This is a genomic window from Streptomyces sp. JNUCC 63, from assembly GCF_054366325.1.
This window is the reverse complement of record NZ_CM135963.1, coordinates 3,705,462-3,723,190: the sequence shown is the minus strand read 5'-3', so window position 1 is coordinate 3,723,190 and position 17,729 is coordinate 3,705,462. Positions and strand designations below refer to the sequence as shown.

17 protein-coding genes and 4 tRNA genes are annotated in these 17,729 nt (G+C 70.6%); 9 read left to right on the top strand and 12 right to left on the bottom strand.

Going from position 1 to position 17,729, the window contains the following annotated elements; all coding sequences use genetic code 11:
• Position 1 precedes the first annotated feature (1 nt).
• A complete protein-coding gene (locus ACX25U_RS17000) occupies positions 2-901 on the top strand; it encodes a phosphoribosylaminoimidazolesuccinocarboxamide synthase (protein ID WP_454393005.1) in 900 nt (299 codons plus the stop codon).
• 43 nt (positions 902-944) lie between these two features.
• On the opposite strand, the gene ACX25U_RS16995 is transcribed toward ACX25U_RS17000, so the two are convergent.
• The 8 genes from ACX25U_RS16995 to ACX25U_RS16960 form a co-directional block, all read right to left on the bottom strand.
• Positions 945-1,020 (bottom strand) — tRNA-Gly (locus ACX25U_RS16995).
• Between the two features lie 23 nt (positions 1,021-1,043).
• The gene (locus ACX25U_RS16990) at positions 1,044-1,667 is read right to left on the bottom strand and encodes a response regulator (protein ID WP_454393003.1); all 624 of its coding nucleotides are present in this window, start codon (positions 1,665-1,667) and stop codon (positions 1,044-1,046) included.
• Positions 1,664-2,914, bottom strand: a complete 1,251-nt coding sequence (locus tag ACX25U_RS16985) for a sensor histidine kinase (protein WP_454393002.1) — start codon at positions 2,912-2,914, stop codon at positions 1,664-1,666. The genes ACX25U_RS16990 and ACX25U_RS16985 overlap by 4 nt, the downstream gene beginning before the upstream one ends.
• A gap of 13 nt (positions 2,915-2,927) precedes the next feature.
• Positions 2,928-3,704, bottom strand: a complete 777-nt coding sequence (locus ACX25U_RS16980; RefSeq protein ID WP_454393000.1) for an ABC transporter permease — start codon at positions 3,702-3,704, stop codon at positions 2,928-2,930.
• Complete coding sequence (locus ACX25U_RS16975) at positions 3,701-4,651, bottom strand: ABC transporter ATP-binding protein (RefSeq protein ID WP_454392998.1); 951 nt, start codon at positions 4,649-4,651, stop codon at positions 3,701-3,703. The genes ACX25U_RS16980 and ACX25U_RS16975 overlap by 4 nt, the downstream gene beginning before the upstream one ends.
• A gap of 139 nt (positions 4,652-4,790) precedes the next feature.
• Positions 4,791-4,863, bottom strand: a tRNA-Gly gene (locus ACX25U_RS16970).
• 81 nt (positions 4,864-4,944) lie between these two features.
• Positions 4,945-5,016, bottom strand: a tRNA-Gly gene (locus ACX25U_RS16965).
• 161 nt (positions 5,017-5,177) lie between these two features.
• The gene (locus ACX25U_RS16960) at positions 5,178-5,495 is read right to left on the bottom strand and encodes a histone-like nucleoid-structuring protein Lsr2 (protein WP_454392996.1); all 318 of its coding nucleotides are present in this window, start codon (positions 5,493-5,495) and stop codon (positions 5,178-5,180) included.
• Between the two features lie 372 nt (positions 5,496-5,867).
• Here ACX25U_RS16960 and purS point away from each other — a divergent pair, with 372 nt between their 5' ends.
• The 6 genes from purS to purM all read left to right on the top strand — a co-directional run bounded on the left by purS (position 5,868) and on the right by purM (position 12,854).
• Positions 5,868-6,140, top strand: a complete 273-nt coding sequence (purS, locus tag ACX25U_RS16955) for a phosphoribosylformylglycinamidine synthase subunit PurS (protein WP_454392994.1) — start codon at positions 5,868-5,870, stop codon at positions 6,138-6,140.
• Positions 6,137-6,841 carry a phosphoribosylformylglycinamidine synthase subunit PurQ gene (gene purQ / locus ACX25U_RS16950; protein WP_454392992.1) on the top strand — a complete coding sequence of 235 codons (705 nt, stop codon included), beginning with the start codon at positions 6,137-6,139 and terminating at the stop codon, positions 6,839-6,841. The genes purS and purQ overlap by 4 nt, the downstream gene beginning before the upstream one ends.
• Positions 6,838-9,114, top strand: coding sequence for a phosphoribosylformylglycinamidine synthase subunit PurL (gene purL, locus ACX25U_RS16945; protein WP_454392990.1), 2,277 nt, complete (start codon positions 6,838-6,840; stop codon positions 9,112-9,114). The genes purQ and purL overlap by 4 nt, the downstream gene beginning before the upstream one ends.
• A gap of 75 nt (positions 9,115-9,189) precedes the next feature.
• Positions 9,190-9,987, top strand: a complete 798-nt coding sequence (locus ACX25U_RS16940; protein ID WP_454392988.1) for a sterol carrier family protein — start codon at positions 9,190-9,192, stop codon at positions 9,985-9,987.
• Between the two features lie 238 nt (positions 9,988-10,225).
• A complete protein-coding gene (gene purF / locus ACX25U_RS16935) occupies positions 10,226-11,755 on the top strand; it encodes an amidophosphoribosyltransferase (RefSeq protein WP_454392986.1) in 1,530 nt (509 codons plus the stop codon).
• A 31-nt stretch (positions 11,756-11,786) separates the two neighbouring features.
• Entirely contained in the window at positions 11,787-12,854 is a 1,068-nt protein-coding gene (gene purM, locus ACX25U_RS16930) for a phosphoribosylformylglycinamidine cyclo-ligase (RefSeq protein ID WP_454392984.1), read from the top strand.
• A 221-nt stretch (positions 12,855-13,075) separates the two neighbouring features.
• On the opposite strand, the gene ACX25U_RS16925 is transcribed toward purM, so the two are convergent.
• Both ACX25U_RS16925 and ACX25U_RS16920 read right to left on the bottom strand, forming a co-directional pair.
• Positions 13,076-13,324, bottom strand: coding sequence for a DUF3073 domain-containing protein (locus tag ACX25U_RS16925; protein ID WP_454392982.1), 249 nt, complete (start codon positions 13,322-13,324; stop codon positions 13,076-13,078).
• Positions 13,325-13,622: 298 nt separating this feature from the next.
• Positions 13,623-14,708: a Leu/Phe/Val dehydrogenase gene (locus ACX25U_RS16920; protein WP_454392980.1), complete on the bottom strand. Its 1,086-nt coding sequence runs from the start codon at positions 14,706-14,708 to the stop codon at positions 13,623-13,625.
• A 232-nt stretch (positions 14,709-14,940) separates the two neighbouring features.
• On the opposite strand from ACX25U_RS16920, the gene ACX25U_RS16915 reads away from it, so the two are divergent.
• Together ACX25U_RS16915 and bldC are read left to right on the top strand one after the other, a co-directional pair.
• Positions 14,941-15,810: a hypothetical protein gene (locus tag ACX25U_RS16915; protein ID WP_454392978.1), complete on the top strand. Its 870-nt coding sequence runs from the start codon at positions 14,941-14,943 to the stop codon at positions 15,808-15,810.
• Between the two features lie 549 nt (positions 15,811-16,359).
• On the top strand, positions 16,360-16,566 hold the full coding sequence (bldC, locus tag ACX25U_RS16910; RefSeq protein WP_003949541.1) for a developmental transcriptional regulator BldC: 207 nt from the start codon (positions 16,360-16,362) through the stop codon (positions 16,564-16,566).
• Between the two features lie 453 nt (positions 16,567-17,019).
• On the opposite strand, the gene ACX25U_RS16905 is transcribed toward bldC, so the two are convergent.
• Positions 17,020-17,214, bottom strand: a complete 195-nt coding sequence (locus ACX25U_RS16905; RefSeq protein WP_454392976.1) for a DUF6274 family protein — start codon at positions 17,212-17,214, stop codon at positions 17,020-17,022.
• 380 nt (positions 17,215-17,594) lie between these two features.
• Positions 17,595-17,669 (bottom strand) — tRNA-Asp (locus tag ACX25U_RS16900).
• Positions 17,670-17,729: the final 60 nt, after the last annotated feature.

Here is a 17,729-nt window from a genome sequence, read left to right as displayed (position 1 = left end):
CGTGTCCGGATTCGTCGAAAAGCCCGAACCGATCCAGGTTCCGGGTCTGGTGCATCTGCACACCGGCAAGGTGCGCGACCTGTACCGGAACGAGGCGGGCGACCTCGTGATGGTCGCCAGCGACCGCCTGTCCGCCTACGACTGGGTGCTGCCCACCGAGATCCCCGACAAGGGCCGCATCCTCACGCAGCTGTCCCTGTGGTGGTTCGACCGACTCGCCGACCTGGTCCCGAACCATGTCCTGAGCACCGACGTGCCGGAGGGCGCCCCCGCCGACTGGGCGGGCCGCACCCTGGTCTGCAAGTCCCTGCGGATGGTCCCGGTGGAGTGCGTGGCCCGCGGCTACCTCACCGGCTCGGGCCTGGCCGAGTACGACGAGTCCCGCACGGTCTGCGGCCTCGCCCTGCCCGAGGGCCTGGTCGACGGCTCCGAGCTGCCCGGCCCGATCTTCACCCCGGCCACCAAGGCGGAGGTCGGCGAGCACGACGAGAACGTCTCCTACGAGGAGGTCGCCCGCCAGGTCGGCGCGGAGACCGCCGCCCAGCTGCGCCAGGTCACCCTCGCCGTCTACGGCCGCGCCCGGGACATCGCCCGCGACCGGGGGATCATCCTCGCCGACACCAAGTTCGAGTTCGGCTTCGACGGGGAGACGCTGGTCCTCGCCGACGAGGTCCTCACCCCGGACTCCTCCCGCTTCTGGCCGGCCGACCAGTGGCAGCCGGGCCGCGCGCAGCCGTCGTACGACAAGCAGTTCGTCCGGGACTGGCTGACCTCCGCCGAGTCCGGCTGGGACCGCACGAGCGAGCAGCCCCCGCCGCCGCTGCCCGAGCGGATCGTGGCGGCGACCCGGGAGAAGTACACGGAGGCGTACGAGCGGCTGACGGGCACGAGCTGGTCGTAGGACGCGAAGAAGCCCCCCGGCGGAAGGCCGGGGGGCTTCTTGCTGGAGCGGACGACGAGGCTCGAACTCGCGACCTCAACCTTGGCAAGGTTGCGCTCTACCAACTGAGCTACGTCCGCGTTGCGCCGTGGCGCGAAGCCAACTATACCCAACCCCGCTCGCGTGCGAGACGCACTGCCGCATGCCGGTTCTCCGCCCCCAGCTTGGTCACGGCCGACGACAGATAGTTCCGTACGGTCCCCGGCGACAGCGCGGCCCGCTCGGCGATCTCCGCGACCGGTGCCCCGTCGGCGGCGAACTCCAGCACCTCGGCCTCCCGCACGGTCAGTGGCGAGTCCCCGGCGGAGATCGCGTCGGCGGCCAACTCCGGGTCGACGTAGCGGTTTCCGGCGTGCACGGTACGGATGATCTCGGCGAGGCGCTGGGCGCTGACGGTCTTCGGGACGAACCCGCGCACCCCCGCCGTGAGCGCCCGCTTCAGGTGACCGGGGCGCCCGTGACCGGTCACGATCAGTACCTGGCAGCCGGGCAGTTCGGCCCGCAGGGATGTGGCGACCTTCACACCGTCCGCGCCCGGCATCTGCAGATCCAGCACGGCCACGTCGGGTTCGTGCGCCCGCGCCATGGCCAGTGCCTCCGGTCCGCTCGCCGCCTCGGCGACGACCAGCAGGTCGTCCTCCAGCGAGAGCAGCGCGGCGAGCGCACCGCGGATCAGGTGCTCGTCGTCGGCCAGCAGCAGCCGGACCGGCGCCGGGGACGTCGTCATGCGGTGACCTCACTCATCGGACGGGCGGACACGGGTTCGGCGGCGGCCGGCAGAGGCACCTCGGCGGTCAGCCGGAACCGGTCGCGGCCCGCGGGTCCGGCGCGCAGCGTGCCGTCGAGCTCCGACAGCCGCTCGCGCAGCCCGGCGAGTCCCGAGCCCGGCCGGTCGCCGACGGAGGCCTCCCGCACCCCGTCGTTCTCGACGGACAGCTCCACCCGGCCGTCGGCGACGCGCAGGGACACGGTGCACCGCCGGGCGTCGCCGTGCCGGAGCACGTTCGTCGTGGCCTCGCGGACGACCCAGCCGAGCGCAGACTGCACCGGGGCGGGCAGGCCGGCGGGCGAGCCGGTGACCGCGCAGTCGATGCCGGCCGCCGCCAGTACGCCCCGGGCACCGGCGAGTTCGGCGGCGAGGTCGACTTCGCGGTAGCCGCGGACGACCGCGCGCACCTCGCGCTGCGACTCCTGGGCGAGCCGCTGCACCTCGATCATCTGCTCCACCGCCTCGGGCCGCCCGCGCCGGCCCAGCTGCACGGCCAGCTCGGCCTTCAACGCGATCACCGCGAGGTTGCGCCCCATCACGTCATGCAGATCCCGCCCGAACCGCAACCGCTCCTCGGCGACGGCGAGCCGGGCGCGGGCCTCCCGGGCCTCGTCGAGTTCGTAGACGGCGTTGAGCAGCCAGACGGAGAAGACGGAAGTGAAGGCGAGGAAGCCTGCGCCGACCAGCACGGCGGCCATCGTGGTCAGCGCGACGATGCCGGGGACGCCGAGCGGAAAGGTGTAGAGACCGGCGCCGACCGCGAAGCCCATCACGATCGCCACCACGCGCCGCCGGTCGCGCACGCCGAGCGCGATGAAGCCGGCGCTGAAGCAGAGCACGCCCCCGAAGACCGCACCCGCCGCGGTGACGGCGTCGTCGCTCCTCGGCCCGCGCTCCGCGATCGCGATCGCGGCGGTGGCGATCACCGTCGTGACGCCGGCCAGCGTCCACAGCAACCGCACGGGCTGTGCGCGGCGGCCGCGCGTCCAGTCCAGCGCCCGTGCCGCGGTGACCGCACAGATCACGGCGTGTCCGCACACCATGAGCAGCAGCCAGGCACCCAGCTCTGGACCCGCTTGCCGGAGGGACGAGAGGCCGAAGGCGGCCACCTCGATCACCGCGAAGAAGTGGAACGACCACCGCGTGTACGTCTCGACCTTCTCCGGCGTGCTCTTGCCGCGCCACCAGCCCACGGGCCCGCGCATCTTCCCCCACCTTTCAGCGTCGCGGCTCCCACCGGAACCACCGCCGTACAGCAAACACCCCGAGTCCCAGCCAGGCCAGGGCGACGGCCGTCGCACGCAGCGCGTCGGCGGCGCTCAGGTCGCCGGTCCAGCCGCCCCGCACCAGTGTGATCACCGGGGTCAGAGGCAGCAGCTCGCACACGGCGGCCAGTCGGTCGGGCAGCAGCTCCACCGGTACGACCAGCCCGGAGCCCATCGTCGAGACCATGATCAGCGGGATGGAGGTGACCTGCGCGCTCTCGGTGGTCCGGGTGAAGCCCGCGGTGACCGCCGCGAGCACCACGCACAGCACGAGCCCCGCAACGAGCCCGGCCACGGCGAGGTGGGCCGCGCGCGGGGCGGGCACATCCAGCACCGCGCCGCAGGTGCCGGCCAGCAGCAGGCACTGGGCGAGGCCGATGGCGGCGGCCGGCAGCGCGGCCCCGGCGAGGATCTCGGCGTCCCGCAGCTCGCCCGCGCGCAGCCGCTTGAGCACCAGCTGCTCGCGCCGGGCGACGAACGCCCCGACGAGCGTGGAGTACACCGCGAACAGCAGCGAGAAGCCGATCGCGGCGGGCAGGATGACCAGCCCGACGGTCAGCCCGGTGTCCTCCAGGTTCATCTGCCCGGCCGCCGACCGCACGCTGAGCGGCAGCACCAGCGGCACGAACACGGCCGTCACCAGGGCGCCCTTGCTGCGTCCCAGCAGGGTCAGCTCGGCGCGCGCGAGCGCGGCCATCCGGCCCGCGGGGGTGGTCACCGTGGCGCTCATGCGGCGTACTCCTTCGTCCGCGGCGCGGAGGCGTCCCGCGCGATCCCGAGGAACGCCTCCTCCAGCGAGGCCGACCGCACATCGAGCCCGCGCAGCTCGACGCCGGCCCGCCGGGCCCACAGCAGCAGTTCCGTGGCCGTCCGCTGGAGCTCACGGGTGCGCAGCCGTACGAGGCGGCCGTCCGTCTCGTGCTCGACCACCCCCAGTCCGGCGAGCGGCGGCAGGTCCCCCGGGAAGTACCCGGTGGGCAGTTCGAAGGAGATCCGGGACGGCTGGGCGGCCGTCACCTCGGTCGGGGTGCCGGCGGCGGCGACCCGCCCCTCGTGCAGGATGGCGAGCCGGTCGGCGAGCCCTTCGGCCTCCTCCAGGTAGTGCGTGGTCAGCAGCACGGTCGTCCCGCCGTCGCGCAGCGCCCGCACCAACTCCCAGGTGTCCCGGCGCCCTTCGGCGTCCAGTCCGGTCGTCGGCTCGTCCAGGAACAGCACCTCGGGCTCGCCGAGCAGCGCGAGCGCCAGGTCCAGGCGGCGCCGCTCTCCCCCGGACAGCTGCTTGACCCGTACGTCCGTCCGCCGCTCCAGACCGACCAGCGCCAGCGCCTCCCGGACCGGGCGGGCTCCGCTCACGCACCCCGCCCACATCCGCGCGGTCTCGCCGACGGTCAGCTCGGACGGGAAGCCGCCCTCCTGCAGCATCACGCCGGTGCGCGGCCGTACGGCGGCACGCTCGGCACAGGGGTCGTGCCCGAGGACGCGCACGTGTCCACCGTCCGGTGGTGCCAGGCCCTCCAGCAGTTCGACCGTCGAGGTCTTGCCGGCGCCGTTGGTGCCCAGCAGGGCGAAGATCTCTCCGCGGTCCACGTGGAACGTGACGCCGCGCACCGCCTCGAATCCGTCCTCGTACACCCGCCGCAGGTCGGTGACTTCTATCACGTGTTCGCTCGTGTCCATGGCTTCAGCGTCCCGGCGGCCGGGGCGCGGCAGCAGTGCGCGATGTCATCGCTCGGCATGACAAATGTCAGAGCGAGGGCAGCGGAACGGAAGGATCTACGAAAAGACCCCGGTCCAGTGGACCGGGGTCTTTTTCCCGAGCGGACGACGAGGCTCGAACTCGCGACCTCAACCTTGGCAAGGTTGCGCTCTACCAACTGAGCTACGTCCGCAATGCCTCCGACCGGCTTTCACCGATCGGTGCGAGCACCAGCTTACCTGATCCACATGAGCGGTCGGGACCGGTGGTGCAGAGCGGGTGACAGGAATCGCACACTGCGCCTTCCCCCTGGAAGGGGGTTGTTCTGCTACTAAACTACACCCGCATGGACTCCGTGGGCCTCGGCCTTTCGGCCTCGCCCCTCGGCGTGCCCCAGACATTAGCTGATCAGCAGGGGGGGTGCGCAAGTCGCTTGCTCCCAGGGCCCGCTGACGGACCCTGGGGCCGGCTCCGAGCGCCTTGGGTCCGTCCCCTGACAGGCGTCCCTCACTGGGCCGCGCTGAACGCCTCGTAGACCTTCTTGGGGATGCGGCCGCGCGCCGGTACGTCCATCTTGTTGGCCTGCGCCCAGGCCCGGACGGCCGCGGGGTGCGGGGCGACCTCCGTCTGCCGGTACGCCTTGCCCGAGTTCGACCGCTTCCGGCCGGCCTGCACGTACGGCGCGAGCGCCTTGCGCAGTTTCTTGGCATTGGCTTGGTTCAGGTCGATCTCATAGGACTTGCCGTCGAGTCCGAAGGCGATCGTTTCCGCCGCTTCCGAGCCGTCGATGTCGTCAAAGAGAGTGACTACGACACGCTGCGCCACGAATATCGGTCCCTTCGTGCGGCACCTCGGCGGTCATCTGCTCCGTCATGCGCACATGATGCGCATGACGTGCCGAGATGTTCGCCGGATGCCGGCTGTTCGGCTGTTATCGGGAAAAGTATCGGCTGTCGCCAATTCATTTGTACAGTGCCGGGCATTGCAAGGGGAAGCCCGGCTAAATCTGTCCGCGTGTCCTCAGTGCAATACGGGATCCGGCAGGGGGCGCGGAACTTTCCCAGAACTTTTCACGAAGGCCCCCGTCGATGCGGGACCGTGATGGTCGTCACGTAGCTTCCTACGAGGCTACCCGCGTAGAAATTTTGGGCGGGTAGTCTGAAGGAACCTGCTCAGCACCACACACCGGGAGTGCCAGTGGCACGCGTCGTAGTCGACGTCATGCTCAAGCCGGAGATCCTCGACCCCCAGGGCCAGGCGGTGCAGCGCGCACTGCCGCGGCTGGGTTTCGAAGGCGTCTCCGACGTACGTCAGGGAAAGCGATTCGAACTGGAAGTGGACGGGCCGGTCGACGAGGCCGCGCTCGCCCGCATTCACGATCTTGCCGAATCCTTCCTCGCCAACACCGTGATCGAGGACTTCACTGTCAAGGTCGAGTCCGATGACGTAGTCGCGGAGGCCGCGAAGTGACCGCTCGTATTGGCGTCGTCACTTTCCCTGGCAGCCTCGACGACCGGGACACCCAGCGCGCGATCCGCCTCGCGGGCGCCGAACCGGTCGCCCTCTGGCACAAGGACAAGGATCTCAAGCAGGTCGACGCGGTCGTCCTGCCCGGCGGTTTCTCCTACGGCGACTATCTGCGGGCCGGCGCCATCTCCCGCTTCTCGCCGGTGATGGAGACCGTCATCGAGCAGGCGAAGGCCGGACTGCCGGTCCTCGGCATCTGCAACGGCTTCCAGCTCCTCACCGAGGCCCACCTTCTCCCGGGTGCGATGCTCGGCAACGACCACCTCCACTTCATCTGCCGCGACCAGAAGCTGCGGGTGGAGAACACGGAGACCGCCTGGACCAGCGACTACACCGCCGGCCAGGAGATCCGCATCCCGCTGAAGAACATGGACGGCCGGTACGTCGCCGACGAGTACACGCTCGACAAGCTGGAGGCGGAGGGCCGGGTCGCCTTCCGCTACCTGGTCCGCGGCGAAGCCGCTGATGGATACGGCAACCCCAACGGCTCGCTCCGCGACATCGCCGGCATCACCAACGAGGCCGGCAACGTCGTAGGCCTCATGCCGCACCCCGAGCACGCCACCGAGCCACTGATCGGCACCGGTCGCACCGACGGCCTCCCCTTCTTCACCTCGATCCTCAAGAAGCTGGTCACCGCATGAGCAGGACGCCTCTGGACACGGTCGAGCACGCGGCCGCGACCCCCGACGTCGAGCTGCCCTGGGCCGAACTCGGCCTGAAGAAGGACGAGTACGAGCGGATCGTGGAGATCCTGGGCCGCCGCCCGACCGGCGCCGAGCTCGCCATGTACTCCGTGATGTGGTCCGAGCACTGCTCGTACAAGTCCTCCAAGGTCCACCTCCGCCAGTTCGGCGAGAAGGCCCCCGAGAACGACGCCCTGCTCGTCGGCATCGGCGAGAACGCCGGTGTCGTGGACGTCGGCCAGGGCTACGCCGTCACCTTCAAGGTGGAGTCGCACAACCACCCCTCCTACGTCGAGCCCTACCAGGGCGCGGCCACCGGCGTCGGCGGCATCGTCCGCGACATCATCGCCATGGGCGCCCGTCCGGTCGCGGTCGTCGACCCGCTGCGCTTCGGCGCCGCCGACCACCCCGACACCAAGCGCGTCCTGCCGGGCGTGGTCGCGGGCATCGGCGGCTACGGCAACTGCCTGGGCCTGCCCAACATCGGCGGCGAGGTCGTCTTCGACGCCTGTTACCAGGGCAACCCGCTGGTCAACGCGGGCTGCATCGGCGTGATGCGGCACGAGGACATCCACCTGGCCAAGGCCTCGGGCACGGGCAACAAGGTCATCCTGTACGGCGCCCGCACGGGCGGCGACGGCATCGGCGGCGCGTCGATCCTCGCCTCGGAGACCTTCGACGACGCCAAGCCGTCCAAGCGCCCCGCGGTCCAGGTCGGCGACCCCTTCCAGGAGAAGCTGCTCATCGAGTGCACCCTGGAGGCCTTCGCCGAGAAGCTGGTCGTCGGCATCCAGGACCTCGGCGCGGCCGGCCTGTCCTGTGCGACGAGCGAGCTCGCCTCCAACGGCTCCGGCGGCATGCGCGTGACCCTGGACGACGTCCCCCTGCGCGACTCGACGCTCTCGCCCGAGGAAATCCTCATGAGCGAGTCGCAGGAGCGCATGTGCGCCGTCGTCGAGCCGGAGAAGGTCGACCGCTTCCTGGAGATCTGCGAGAAGTGGGACGTCATCGCCACCGTCATCGGTGAGGTGACCGACGGCGACCGCCTGGAGATCTACTGGCACGGCGGCAAGATCGTCGACGTGGACCCGCGTACGGTCGCGCACGAGGGCCCGGTCTACGAGCGCCCGTACGCCCGTCCGTCCTGGCAGGACGAACTCCAGGCGGACGACGCCGGCAAGCTGCCGCGCCCGCAGACGTCCGAGGAGCTGAAGGACCAGGTCCTGAAGCTGGTGGCGTCCCCGAACCAGGCGTCCAAGAAGTGGATCACCCAGCAGTACGACCACTTCGTGCAGGGCAACACCGTCCTCGCCATGCCCGAGGACTCCGGCATGATCCGCATCGACGAGGAGACCGGCCTCGGCGTCGCCATCGCCACCGACGGCAACGGCCGCTACGCCAAGCTCGACCCGTACACGGGCGCCCAGCTGGCGCTGGCGGAGGCGTACCGCAACGTCGCCACCACGGGCGCGAAGCCGCTCGCCGTCTCCGACTGCCTGAACTTCGGCTCGCCCGAGGACCCGGCGGTCATGTGGCAGTTCGTGGAGGCCGTACGCGGTCTGGCGGACGGCTGCCAGCAGCTCGGGACGCCGGTGACCGGCGGCAACGTCTCGCTCTACAACCAGACGGGCGAGGCGGCGATCCACCCGACGCCGGTCGTGGCCGTCCTCGGAGTGATCGACGACGTGTCCCGCCGTACGCCGGTGGCCTTCCAGGAGGAGGGCCAGCTGCTGTACCTCCTCGGCGACACCCGTGAGGAGTTCGGCGGCTCGGCCTGGTCGCAGGTGGTCCACGACCACCTCGGCGGCCTGCCCCCGAAGGTCGACCTGGAGCGTGAGCGCCTGCTGGCCGAGATCCTGATCTCCGCCTCCCGCGACGGCATGATCGACTCCGCGCACGACCTGTCCGACGGCGGCCTGATCCAGGCGGTCGTGGAGTCCGCGCTGCTGGGCGGCAAGGGCGCGCGTCTGGTCGTACCGGACGGCCTGGACGCGTTCACCTTCCTCCTCTCCGAGTCGGCCGGCCGCGCGATCGTCGCCGTGCCGCGCTCCGAGGAGGTCCGCTTCAACGACATGTGCGGCGCCCGCGGCCTGCCCGCCACCCGCATCGGCGTCGTCGACGGCACTGTGTCCGATTCGAATGCAGTGATCGAGGTCCAGGGCGAGTTCGAGCTCACGCTCACCGAGCTGCGCGAGGCCCACGAGGCCACGATCCCGGCGCTGCTCGCGTAATCCGCCGTACGACGGTGAAGGCCCCGGCCACTTGAACGGCCGGGGCTTTCGCGCGACTGGCATAGGCTCACCGTCATGTCGCCGGCCAAGAAGCGCACTCGGAGCTACGACCCCGACAAGACCCGTGCCGCCGTTCTGGCGCAGTTCGGGCATGTGCGGGATGCCGTGCGGACGCTTGCTCCCGAGCAGCTCGCGTCGCCCACGCGGCTGGGGGACTGGCGGGTGCGGGAGCTGGTCGCGCACGTCGGTATGACGCTCGCGGCCGTCGGCCGGCTGCTGGAGCGGCCGGAACCGGCGCGGCCGGGCGGCGCGCTGCTCGACTGGCCCTCGGCCATCGGCGCCGACGCCCCGGCCATCGCCGCGTACGCCCGGGACGTCGCCGAGCGGAACACGGACCTCGCCGCCTACCTGGACGACGTCGAGCGGCGCTTCACGGCCGCCCTCGCCGAGCACCCCGGCACCCGGCTGCTCGACACCAGCGCGGGCGTCCTGCCGCTGACCGACTACGTCGTCACCCGCACCGTCGAACTCGTCGTCCACACCGACGACCTGAACGCCGCCGTGCCCGGCCTGGAGGTCCCGTACGACCGGCAGGCCCTCGCCACCGCCACCCGCCTGCTCGCCGACGTGCTCGCCGCGAGGGCGCCCGGCGGGTCGACCGAGGTGCGGATCCCGCCGTACGCCGTCGTGCAGTGCGTCGAGGGACCCCGGCACACCCGTGGCACCCCGCCCAACGTCGTCGAGACCGACCCGCTGACCTGGCTGCGCCTCGCGACCGGACGGCTCGCCTGGACGGACGCCCTCGAGGCGGCGAAGGTCGGCGCGAGCGGGGAGCGGGCGGATCTCTCAGGGCTGCTGCCGCTGATGGCATGAGCGGCCGCCCGGGGACCGAATGATGTGCGACGCCTCACTCGTGTGTCCGCGCACCGGGCCGACGCACCGCTTCGAGGGGCGCGGTCGCTCGTTCGGTCGGTGTTCCCGCTCACCCCTCTGACCAGCGGAAACACCAGCAGGAACGCCTGCGGGCGCGCACGCGTGTTCCACTGCGGCCGCGCCTTTTCGGGCCTTCCCCAATTCGGACCAGTGGTCGACCTCGCCTACACTCGATGGCGTGCCACGTGGTGACGGTCGACTCAATCACGATCTGCTCCCCGGTGAGAAGGGCCCCCAGGACGCATGCGGCGTCTTCGGTGTCTGGGCTCCGGGCGAAGAGGTCGCAAAGCTCACGTACTTCGGGCTGTACGCCCTCCAGCATCGGGGCCAGGAATCCGCGGGTATCGCGGTCAGCAACGGCTCCCAGATCCTCGTCTTCAAGGACATGGGCCTGGTCTCCCAGGTCTTCGACGAGACCTCGCTCGGTTCCCTGCAGGGTCACATCGCGGTAGGCCACGCCCGCTACTCGACCACCGGCGCCTCCGTGTGGGAGAACGCCCAGCCGACGTTCCGCGCCACCGCGCAGGGCTCCATCGCGCTCGGCCACAACGGCAACCTGGTCAACACCGCCCAGCTCGCCGAGATGGTCGCCGAGCTGCCCAAGGACACGAACGGCCGCTCGACCCGGGTCGCGGCCACCAACGACACCGACCTGCTCACGGCCCTGCTGGCCGCCCAGGTCGACGAGGACGGCAAGCCGCTGACCGTCGAGGAGGCGGCCCACACCGTCCTCCCGCAGGTCAAGGGCGCCTTCAGCCTCGTCTTCATGGACGAGCACACCCTCTACGCCGCCCGCGACCCGCAGGGCATCCGCCCGCTGGTCCTCGGCCGCCTCGAGCGCGGCTGGGTCGTCGCCTCGGAGACCGCCGCCCTGGACATCACCGGCGCGAGCTTCGTGCGGGAGATGGAGCCGGGCGAGTTCGTCGCCATCGACGAGAACGGTCTGCGCACCTCCCGATTCGCGGAAGCGAAGCCCAAGGGCTGCGTCTTCGAGTACGTCTACCTGGCCCGCCCCGACACCGACATCGCCGGCCGGAACGTCTACCTGTCCCGCGTCGAGATGGGCCGCCGGCTGGCGAAGGAGGCCCCGGCCGAGGCCGACCTCGTCATAGCGACCCCCGAGTCCGGCACCCCCGCCGCCATCGGCTACGCGGAGGCCTCCGGCATCCCCTTCGGCAGCGGCCTGGTGAAGAACGCCTACGTCGGCCGCACCTTCATCCAGCCCTCGCAGACCATCCGCCAGCTCGGCATCCGCCTGAAGCTGAACCCGCTGAAGGAAGTCATCAAGGGCAAGCGCCTGGTCGTCGTCGACGACTCCATCGTGCGCGGCAACACCCAGCGGGCGCTGGTCCGGATGCTGCGCGAGGCCGGCGCGGCCGAGGTGCACATCCGCATCTCCTCCCCGCCGGTGAAGTGGCCCTGCTTCTTCGGCATCGACTTCGCCACCCGCGCCGAGCTCATCGCCAACGGCATGACCATCGAGGAGATCGGCACCTCGCTGGGCGCCGACTCGCTGGCGTACATCTCCATCGACGGCATGATCGAGGCGACCACCATCGCCAAGCCCAACCTGTGCCGCGCCTGCTTCGACGGCGAGTACCCGATGGAACTCCCCGACCCCGAGCTGCTCGGCAAGCAGCTGCTGGAGACCGAGCTGGCCGCCGGCCCCTCCGCCACGGCCGCGGACGACGCGATCCGCCGCCCGTAAGCCCGCAGACGACACGAAGGTACCCAAGGTCATGTCTTCCGAGACCACTGGCGCCAGCTACGCGAGCGCCGGCGTCGACATCGAGGCGGGCGACCGCGCCGTAGAACTCATGAAGGAGTGGGTGAAGAAGACCCGGCGTCCCGAGGTGCTGGGCGGCCTCGGTGGCTTCGCCGGACTCTTCGACGCCTCCGCCCTCAAGCGCTACGAGCGCCCGCTGCTCGCCTCCGCCACGGACGGCGTCGGCACGAAGGTCGACATCGCCCGCCGGATGGGCGTCTACGACACCATCGGCCACGACCTGGTCGCCATGGTCATGGACGACATCGTGGTGTGCGGCGCCGAGCCGTTGTTCATGACCGACTACATCTGCGTCGGCAAGGTGCACCCCGAGCGGGTCGCCGCCATCGTCAAGGGCATCGCCGAGGGCTGTGTGCTGGCCGGCTGCGCCCTGGTCGGCGGCGAGACGGCCGAGCACCCGGGGCTGCTCGGGGAGGACGACTTCGACGTCGCCGGCGCCGGTACGGGCGTCGTGGAGGCCGACCGGCTGCTCGGCGCGGATCGCATCCGCAAGGGTGACGCGGTGATCGCCATGGCGTCCTCCGGTCTTCACTCCAACGGGTACTCCCTGGTCCGGCATGTGCTGCTGGACCGGGCCGGCCTGTCGCTGGACGCGCACATCGAGGACCTCGGCCGCACCCTCGGCGAGGAGCTGCTGGAGCCGACCAGAATCTACTCGCTGGACTGCCTGGCGCTGACCCGCACCACCGAGGTGCACGCCTTCAGCCACGTCACCGGCGGCGGGCTCGCCGCCAACCTGGCCCGGGTGATCCCGGACGGTCTGCACGCCGTGATCGACCGCGCCACCTGGACCCCGGCCCCCGTCTTCGACCTCGTCGCGAAGAGCGGCGACGTCGAGCGGCTGGAGCTGGAGAAGACCCTCAACATGGGCGTCGGCATGCTCGCGATCGTGCCCGGGGAGTCGACCGACGCGGCCCTCGCCACCCTGGCCGACCGCGGCGTCGACGCCTGGGTGGCCGGCGAGATCACCGACCGCGGCGACCACACCACAGGCGCGGCCCTGGTGGGAGCCCACGCGTGAGCGTGCCCTCCGCCCAGCACGGGCCGGCGGTCCGTAACCAGCACCGGCGACGGCCCGCGCCCCGCACGGGCAGACCGCCCGTGACCGCGCGGCGCGAGCCGGCCGTGAGCGGTGCCGATCGGGGTCGGCAGCACGAAACCCGGTCCGGTGCGTGAGCCCCGGACCGGGTGAGGTGCGATGCCTACGGCACGCGGCGAGAGACGGCTGAGCCGCCGCGGGCGTTACGCGCCGCGACGGTGTTGCCTCGAGGAGTCGTCCTCCTCGTCCTCGTCGTCGTCCTCGTACAGATCGGCGTACCGTGCGTACAGGTCGTCGTGCTCATCGTCCTCGAAGCGGTCGCCCTTCGGTGACTGATTCGACGTCGATGCGCCCAGCTCCTCGGCCAGGCGTGAGAGGTCCGTCCCACCGCTGTTGTACTTCAGCTGGCGGGCGACCTTCGTCTGCTTGGCCTTGGCCCGGCCGCGCCCCATGGCTCGACCCCCTCAACGACGGGGCTCAACGGCCCCAGAGTCTGACACGCGTTCATGATCCGGAACGGGCTCTCCGTGGAGAGACCGGTCCGTAGGGCTTCCACGGTACCTGAGCCCGCGCCCATACGGTACGTCGCCCACAGGACGCGCGTGTGCACAGAACCGTCGAGGCACCCCATCCTCGCTGGTCAGCGGCGATTTCAACCACTTATCGGCGGACGACCCGCCGGTGGAAGTGATGGTTCTCTCCACCCCTCCACCGACAGGTACCGCACAAATGAGCGAGATCCCTGCACCCTCAGTGGGCGGCCCGCGCGTCCGCCATCCGCTGTTCGGCGATCCGGTCGGCGGCGGCGGCCGGCGGAATCCCGTCCTCCTTCGCACGTGCGAATATGGCGAGCGTGGTGTCGAAGATCTTCGCAGCCTTCGCCTTGCACCGGTCGAAGTCGAAGCCGTGCAGCTCGTCGGCGACCTGGATGACACCGCCGGCGTTCACCACGTAGTCCGGCGCGTAGAGGATCCGGCGGTCGGCCAGGTCCTTCTCGACACCCGGGTGAGCGAGCTGGTTGTTGGCCGCGCCGCACACCACCTTGGCGGTCAGCACCGGCACGGTGTCGTCGTTCAGGGCGCCGCCGAGCGCGCAGGGGGCGTAGACGTCCAGCCCCTCCATCCGGATCAGTGCGCCGGTGTCGGCCGCCACGGCCACGGACGGGTGCCGGTCGGCGACGCGCCGTACGGCCTCCTCCCGTACGTCCGTGATCACGACCCGGGCGCCCTCCTTGAGCAGGTGCTCCACGAGGTGGTGCCCGACCTTGCCGACGCCCGCGACGCCGACCGTGCGGTCGCGCAGCGACGGGTCGCCCCACAGGTGCTGGGCCGCGGCCCGCATGCCCTGGTAGACACCGAAGGAGGTCAGCACCGAGGAGTCGCCCGCGCCGCCGTTCTCGGGCGAGCGGCCGGTCGTCCAGCGGCACTCGCGCGCCACCACGTCCATGTCGGCGACATATGTGCCGACGTCGCACGCGGTGACGTACCGCCCGCCGAGCGAGGCCACGAACCGCCCGTAGGCGAGCAGCAGCTCCTCGGTCTTGATCTGCTCCGGGTCGCCGATGATCACGGCCTTGCCGCCGCCGTGGTCCAGGCCGGCCATGGCGTTCTTGTACGACATGCCGCGGGCGAGGTTCAGCGCGTCGGCGACGGCCTGCTCCTCGTTCGCGTACGGGTAGAAGCGCGTACCGCCGAGCGCGGGGCCCAGGGCGGTGGAGTGGATGGCGATGACGGCCTTGAGGCCGCTGGCGCGGTCCTGACAGAGCACGACTTGCTCATGGCCCCCCTGCTCCGAGTGGAACAGGGTGTTCAGGACGCCGTCGGTCACGTCGGTCACGGTGGTGACTCCCGGGTAAGTAGCGGCGAGTGGGGACAGGCCCTCGTGCGGGTGGCGGGGGCCGTGCCAGGAGATTAGACCCTGACCACCTCCGCCATGCCCGCAGTGGTCGGGATCACCCTCCCGCGGAGTACGTTCCCACCCGGGCGTGGGACGATTTGCAGTGGTTTTCCGTCCACCCGGGCGCGGGCCGGACGGGTTTCGGGTCCGGTCCGCTGGGGAGGGAGCAGGCGTGCCCAAGGTGTCCTCCGTGGTCGTCCCGTACGCGACCTACTTGCGCGTCTACGAGCCGCTGGCCGCCTTCCCGGAGCCGGAGCGCAGCCACTGGGCGCGCTATGCCCGCCGCCCCGACCGCCCCTCCTACCAGGACGAACTGCGCCGCTCCCTGGCCGACCTGCTGCCCACCCCGCCGGTGCCGGTGCCGGTGCACGAGAGCCGGGACGCGTTCGTGCTCGACGTCGACGGGGTGGTCTGCGTCTGCCCCTGGCGCACCCGGCTGCGCGGCTGGCAGGCCCTGGGCGACCTCGCCGAGGAACTCCCGGCGGTCGTCCTGGACGCGGTACTGCCCCCGGTCGTACGGCGCCAGGCCACCCAGGACTACGAGCGCTGGCTGGCCGGCAACCCCGACGCCCGCCCCTGGATCCGCACGGCGACCTGGCAGGTGCCGCTGAACTGGTTCGTGCTGGTGTCCGACGAGGAGCGGGAGTACGTCAAGGGCGACGGCGGCTCCGAGGACTCCCCGGACTTCGGCGGCGACGGTTCGGTGCTGCGCTACCGCACGCCGATGGTGCAGGCCCGGCGGCGGGTGGCGCGGGCGCTGCGGGCGCTGAAGGACGCCATCGACGAGGGGCCGCTGATCGACGGCCTGGTGGACGTCGGGCGCTGGCTGGAGGAGTTCCACCCGCGCTCGCTGGTGGAGCTGGACTACGGCGGGCTGGTGCACGCGTTGCCGGCCGGTGAGCTGGAGGGCGACCACTCGGCCGCCGACGTGGCCGAGGGGATCGAGGCGCTGCGGCTCGGCGACGGCGCGGCGGCGGGGGAGGCGTACGGGCGGCTCGTGGAGCGCTGGCGGGCGGTGCGCGACCGGCGGTCGGCCAACTGACGGGGCAACAGGTGCGGCGGGCGCGGTGCGGGTGACGCAGGTCACGGTGCCGTCGCCCGTCAACGGCGTACCGTCAAGGGTCTTTCGGGGAGCTGGCGGGGCGTAGGTCCCGATCCGGGCTTTTGCGTCAAGGGTGACGGACCGCACGTACAAGGCCCTTGCCTCTGTTGCCCCTCCTCATGCCAAAATAGGACAAGGAGTCCGGGGAGGGCTCCATCCGTCCAACTACGCTCCATCATGGGCGGACTCTCCGCATTGCACACTTTGGGGGGTTTGGTAACTCCTGATTGCCCTGTGACTGATCGTCACAACGGCGTGACTGTCCGCTATGGCATGGTCCATCGGCTTCCGTCGCTGATGAACACCTGGGAGGGCAATTCCATCGGTTTGGCCGACGCGGCTGGACAGATGGTGTAGTTGTAGTGCCGAGGACAAGCCGTTCGTCCTATAACCGACTCGACTCGCGTCCGCCATTTCGGGCAACGCGGGTCAAGGTGCAGAATTTAGAGGAAAGAACCGAGAACGTCGGTTCTCCCGAGGAGGCCGCTCATGACCGCTCGCACCCCTGATGCCGAGCCGCTGCTGACCCCGGCTGAGGTCGCCACCATGTTCCGCGTCGACCCCAAGACGGTCACGCGCTGGGCGAAGGCCGGCAAGCTCACGTCGATCCGCACGCTCGGCGGGCACCGCCGCTACCGCGAGGCCGAGGTCCGTGCACTGCTGGCGGGTATTCCGCAGCAGCGCAGCGAGGCCTGAACAACCGAATAACCGGGCAAACCGGCTGGTCCCCCAATTGGCCGAGGCGCCCGAAACCACAGCTCCAAGCGACGCGGGGCCTGCCCCAACAGACCCCACGCCCAAGCCGTCAGAGCTTCGCAGGCAAGTGAACAAGGGTGCGTCGTCGATCGCGCTGGACTCCGCTGGGTCCGGCGCGATCTTTTTTGTGCGTCTGCGGCGGCCTGCCGGGTGGCTCTGTGAGTGGGCTTGTCGGAGTCTGGGGAGGCTCGGCGGATCATCTGTGGAGCGCCCTGCGAGGCAGTGCAATTGCACATATTAAATTGAGTGGTTGTAGGAGGGGTGTAAATACCGCACTTCCAGAAACTCATGCGGTGACACCCGTCACACGCTGAGACGCTTGTTGCCCGCCGGGTCTCTGCGCTATTGGAACCCGCGCTTCCACCACCCCACGCCGGCAAGGGAGTTCGCGCCTCACACGCTGGGAGCGCTGTCGTCCTCGACCGCGTCCTCCGGGGGCTGAGAGGCCGTCCGCGGGGCGCTGTCCATCGCGAGCCGCAACAGGTGATGGCAGACAGGACAGTGGCGAGTGAGATGGCGATACGACGAGGCGGCCGCGAGGTGCGCACGGAGCAACGCCCGCGTCTCGTGCCTGGCCGATGCCGCCATACGCCACCTCCAGCGGACCGTACGGGAACGGGCTCTGCCTCTCTGGGTACCGAGGGAATGTGACTCCGTCAAGATGCCCAGAGCCGTCCTGAGGGCTCGTGGGACACCCCGAGACCATGGCCTGTCCCAGGGGCGCGCCTGCACGTTGTTGTCGGGAGGGAGGGCGGGGCGGGTGATGCGGTGAAGGCCCGCCTCCGTTGTGTGGGGGAGGACGGGCCTTCGTGTGTGATGCGGTCCTGACGGGATTTGCTGTCCCGATTGCGGCTGCGCCGCGGGCGCGGCCTCCACCTTGACAGGGTGGCGGGTTGTGTTGGCGGGGCGGGCGGGTGATGCGGTGAAGGCCCGCCTCCGTTGCCGGGGGCGGGCCTTCGTGTGTGATGCGGTCCTGACGGGATTTGAACCCGCGGCCTCCACCTTGACAGGGTGGCGAGCACTCCAAACTGCTCCACAGGACCAGGCTTCGCGGCGCCATTGGTGCGTTGCGCTGCGAGAAGAGACTGTACAGGAGGCGCGGC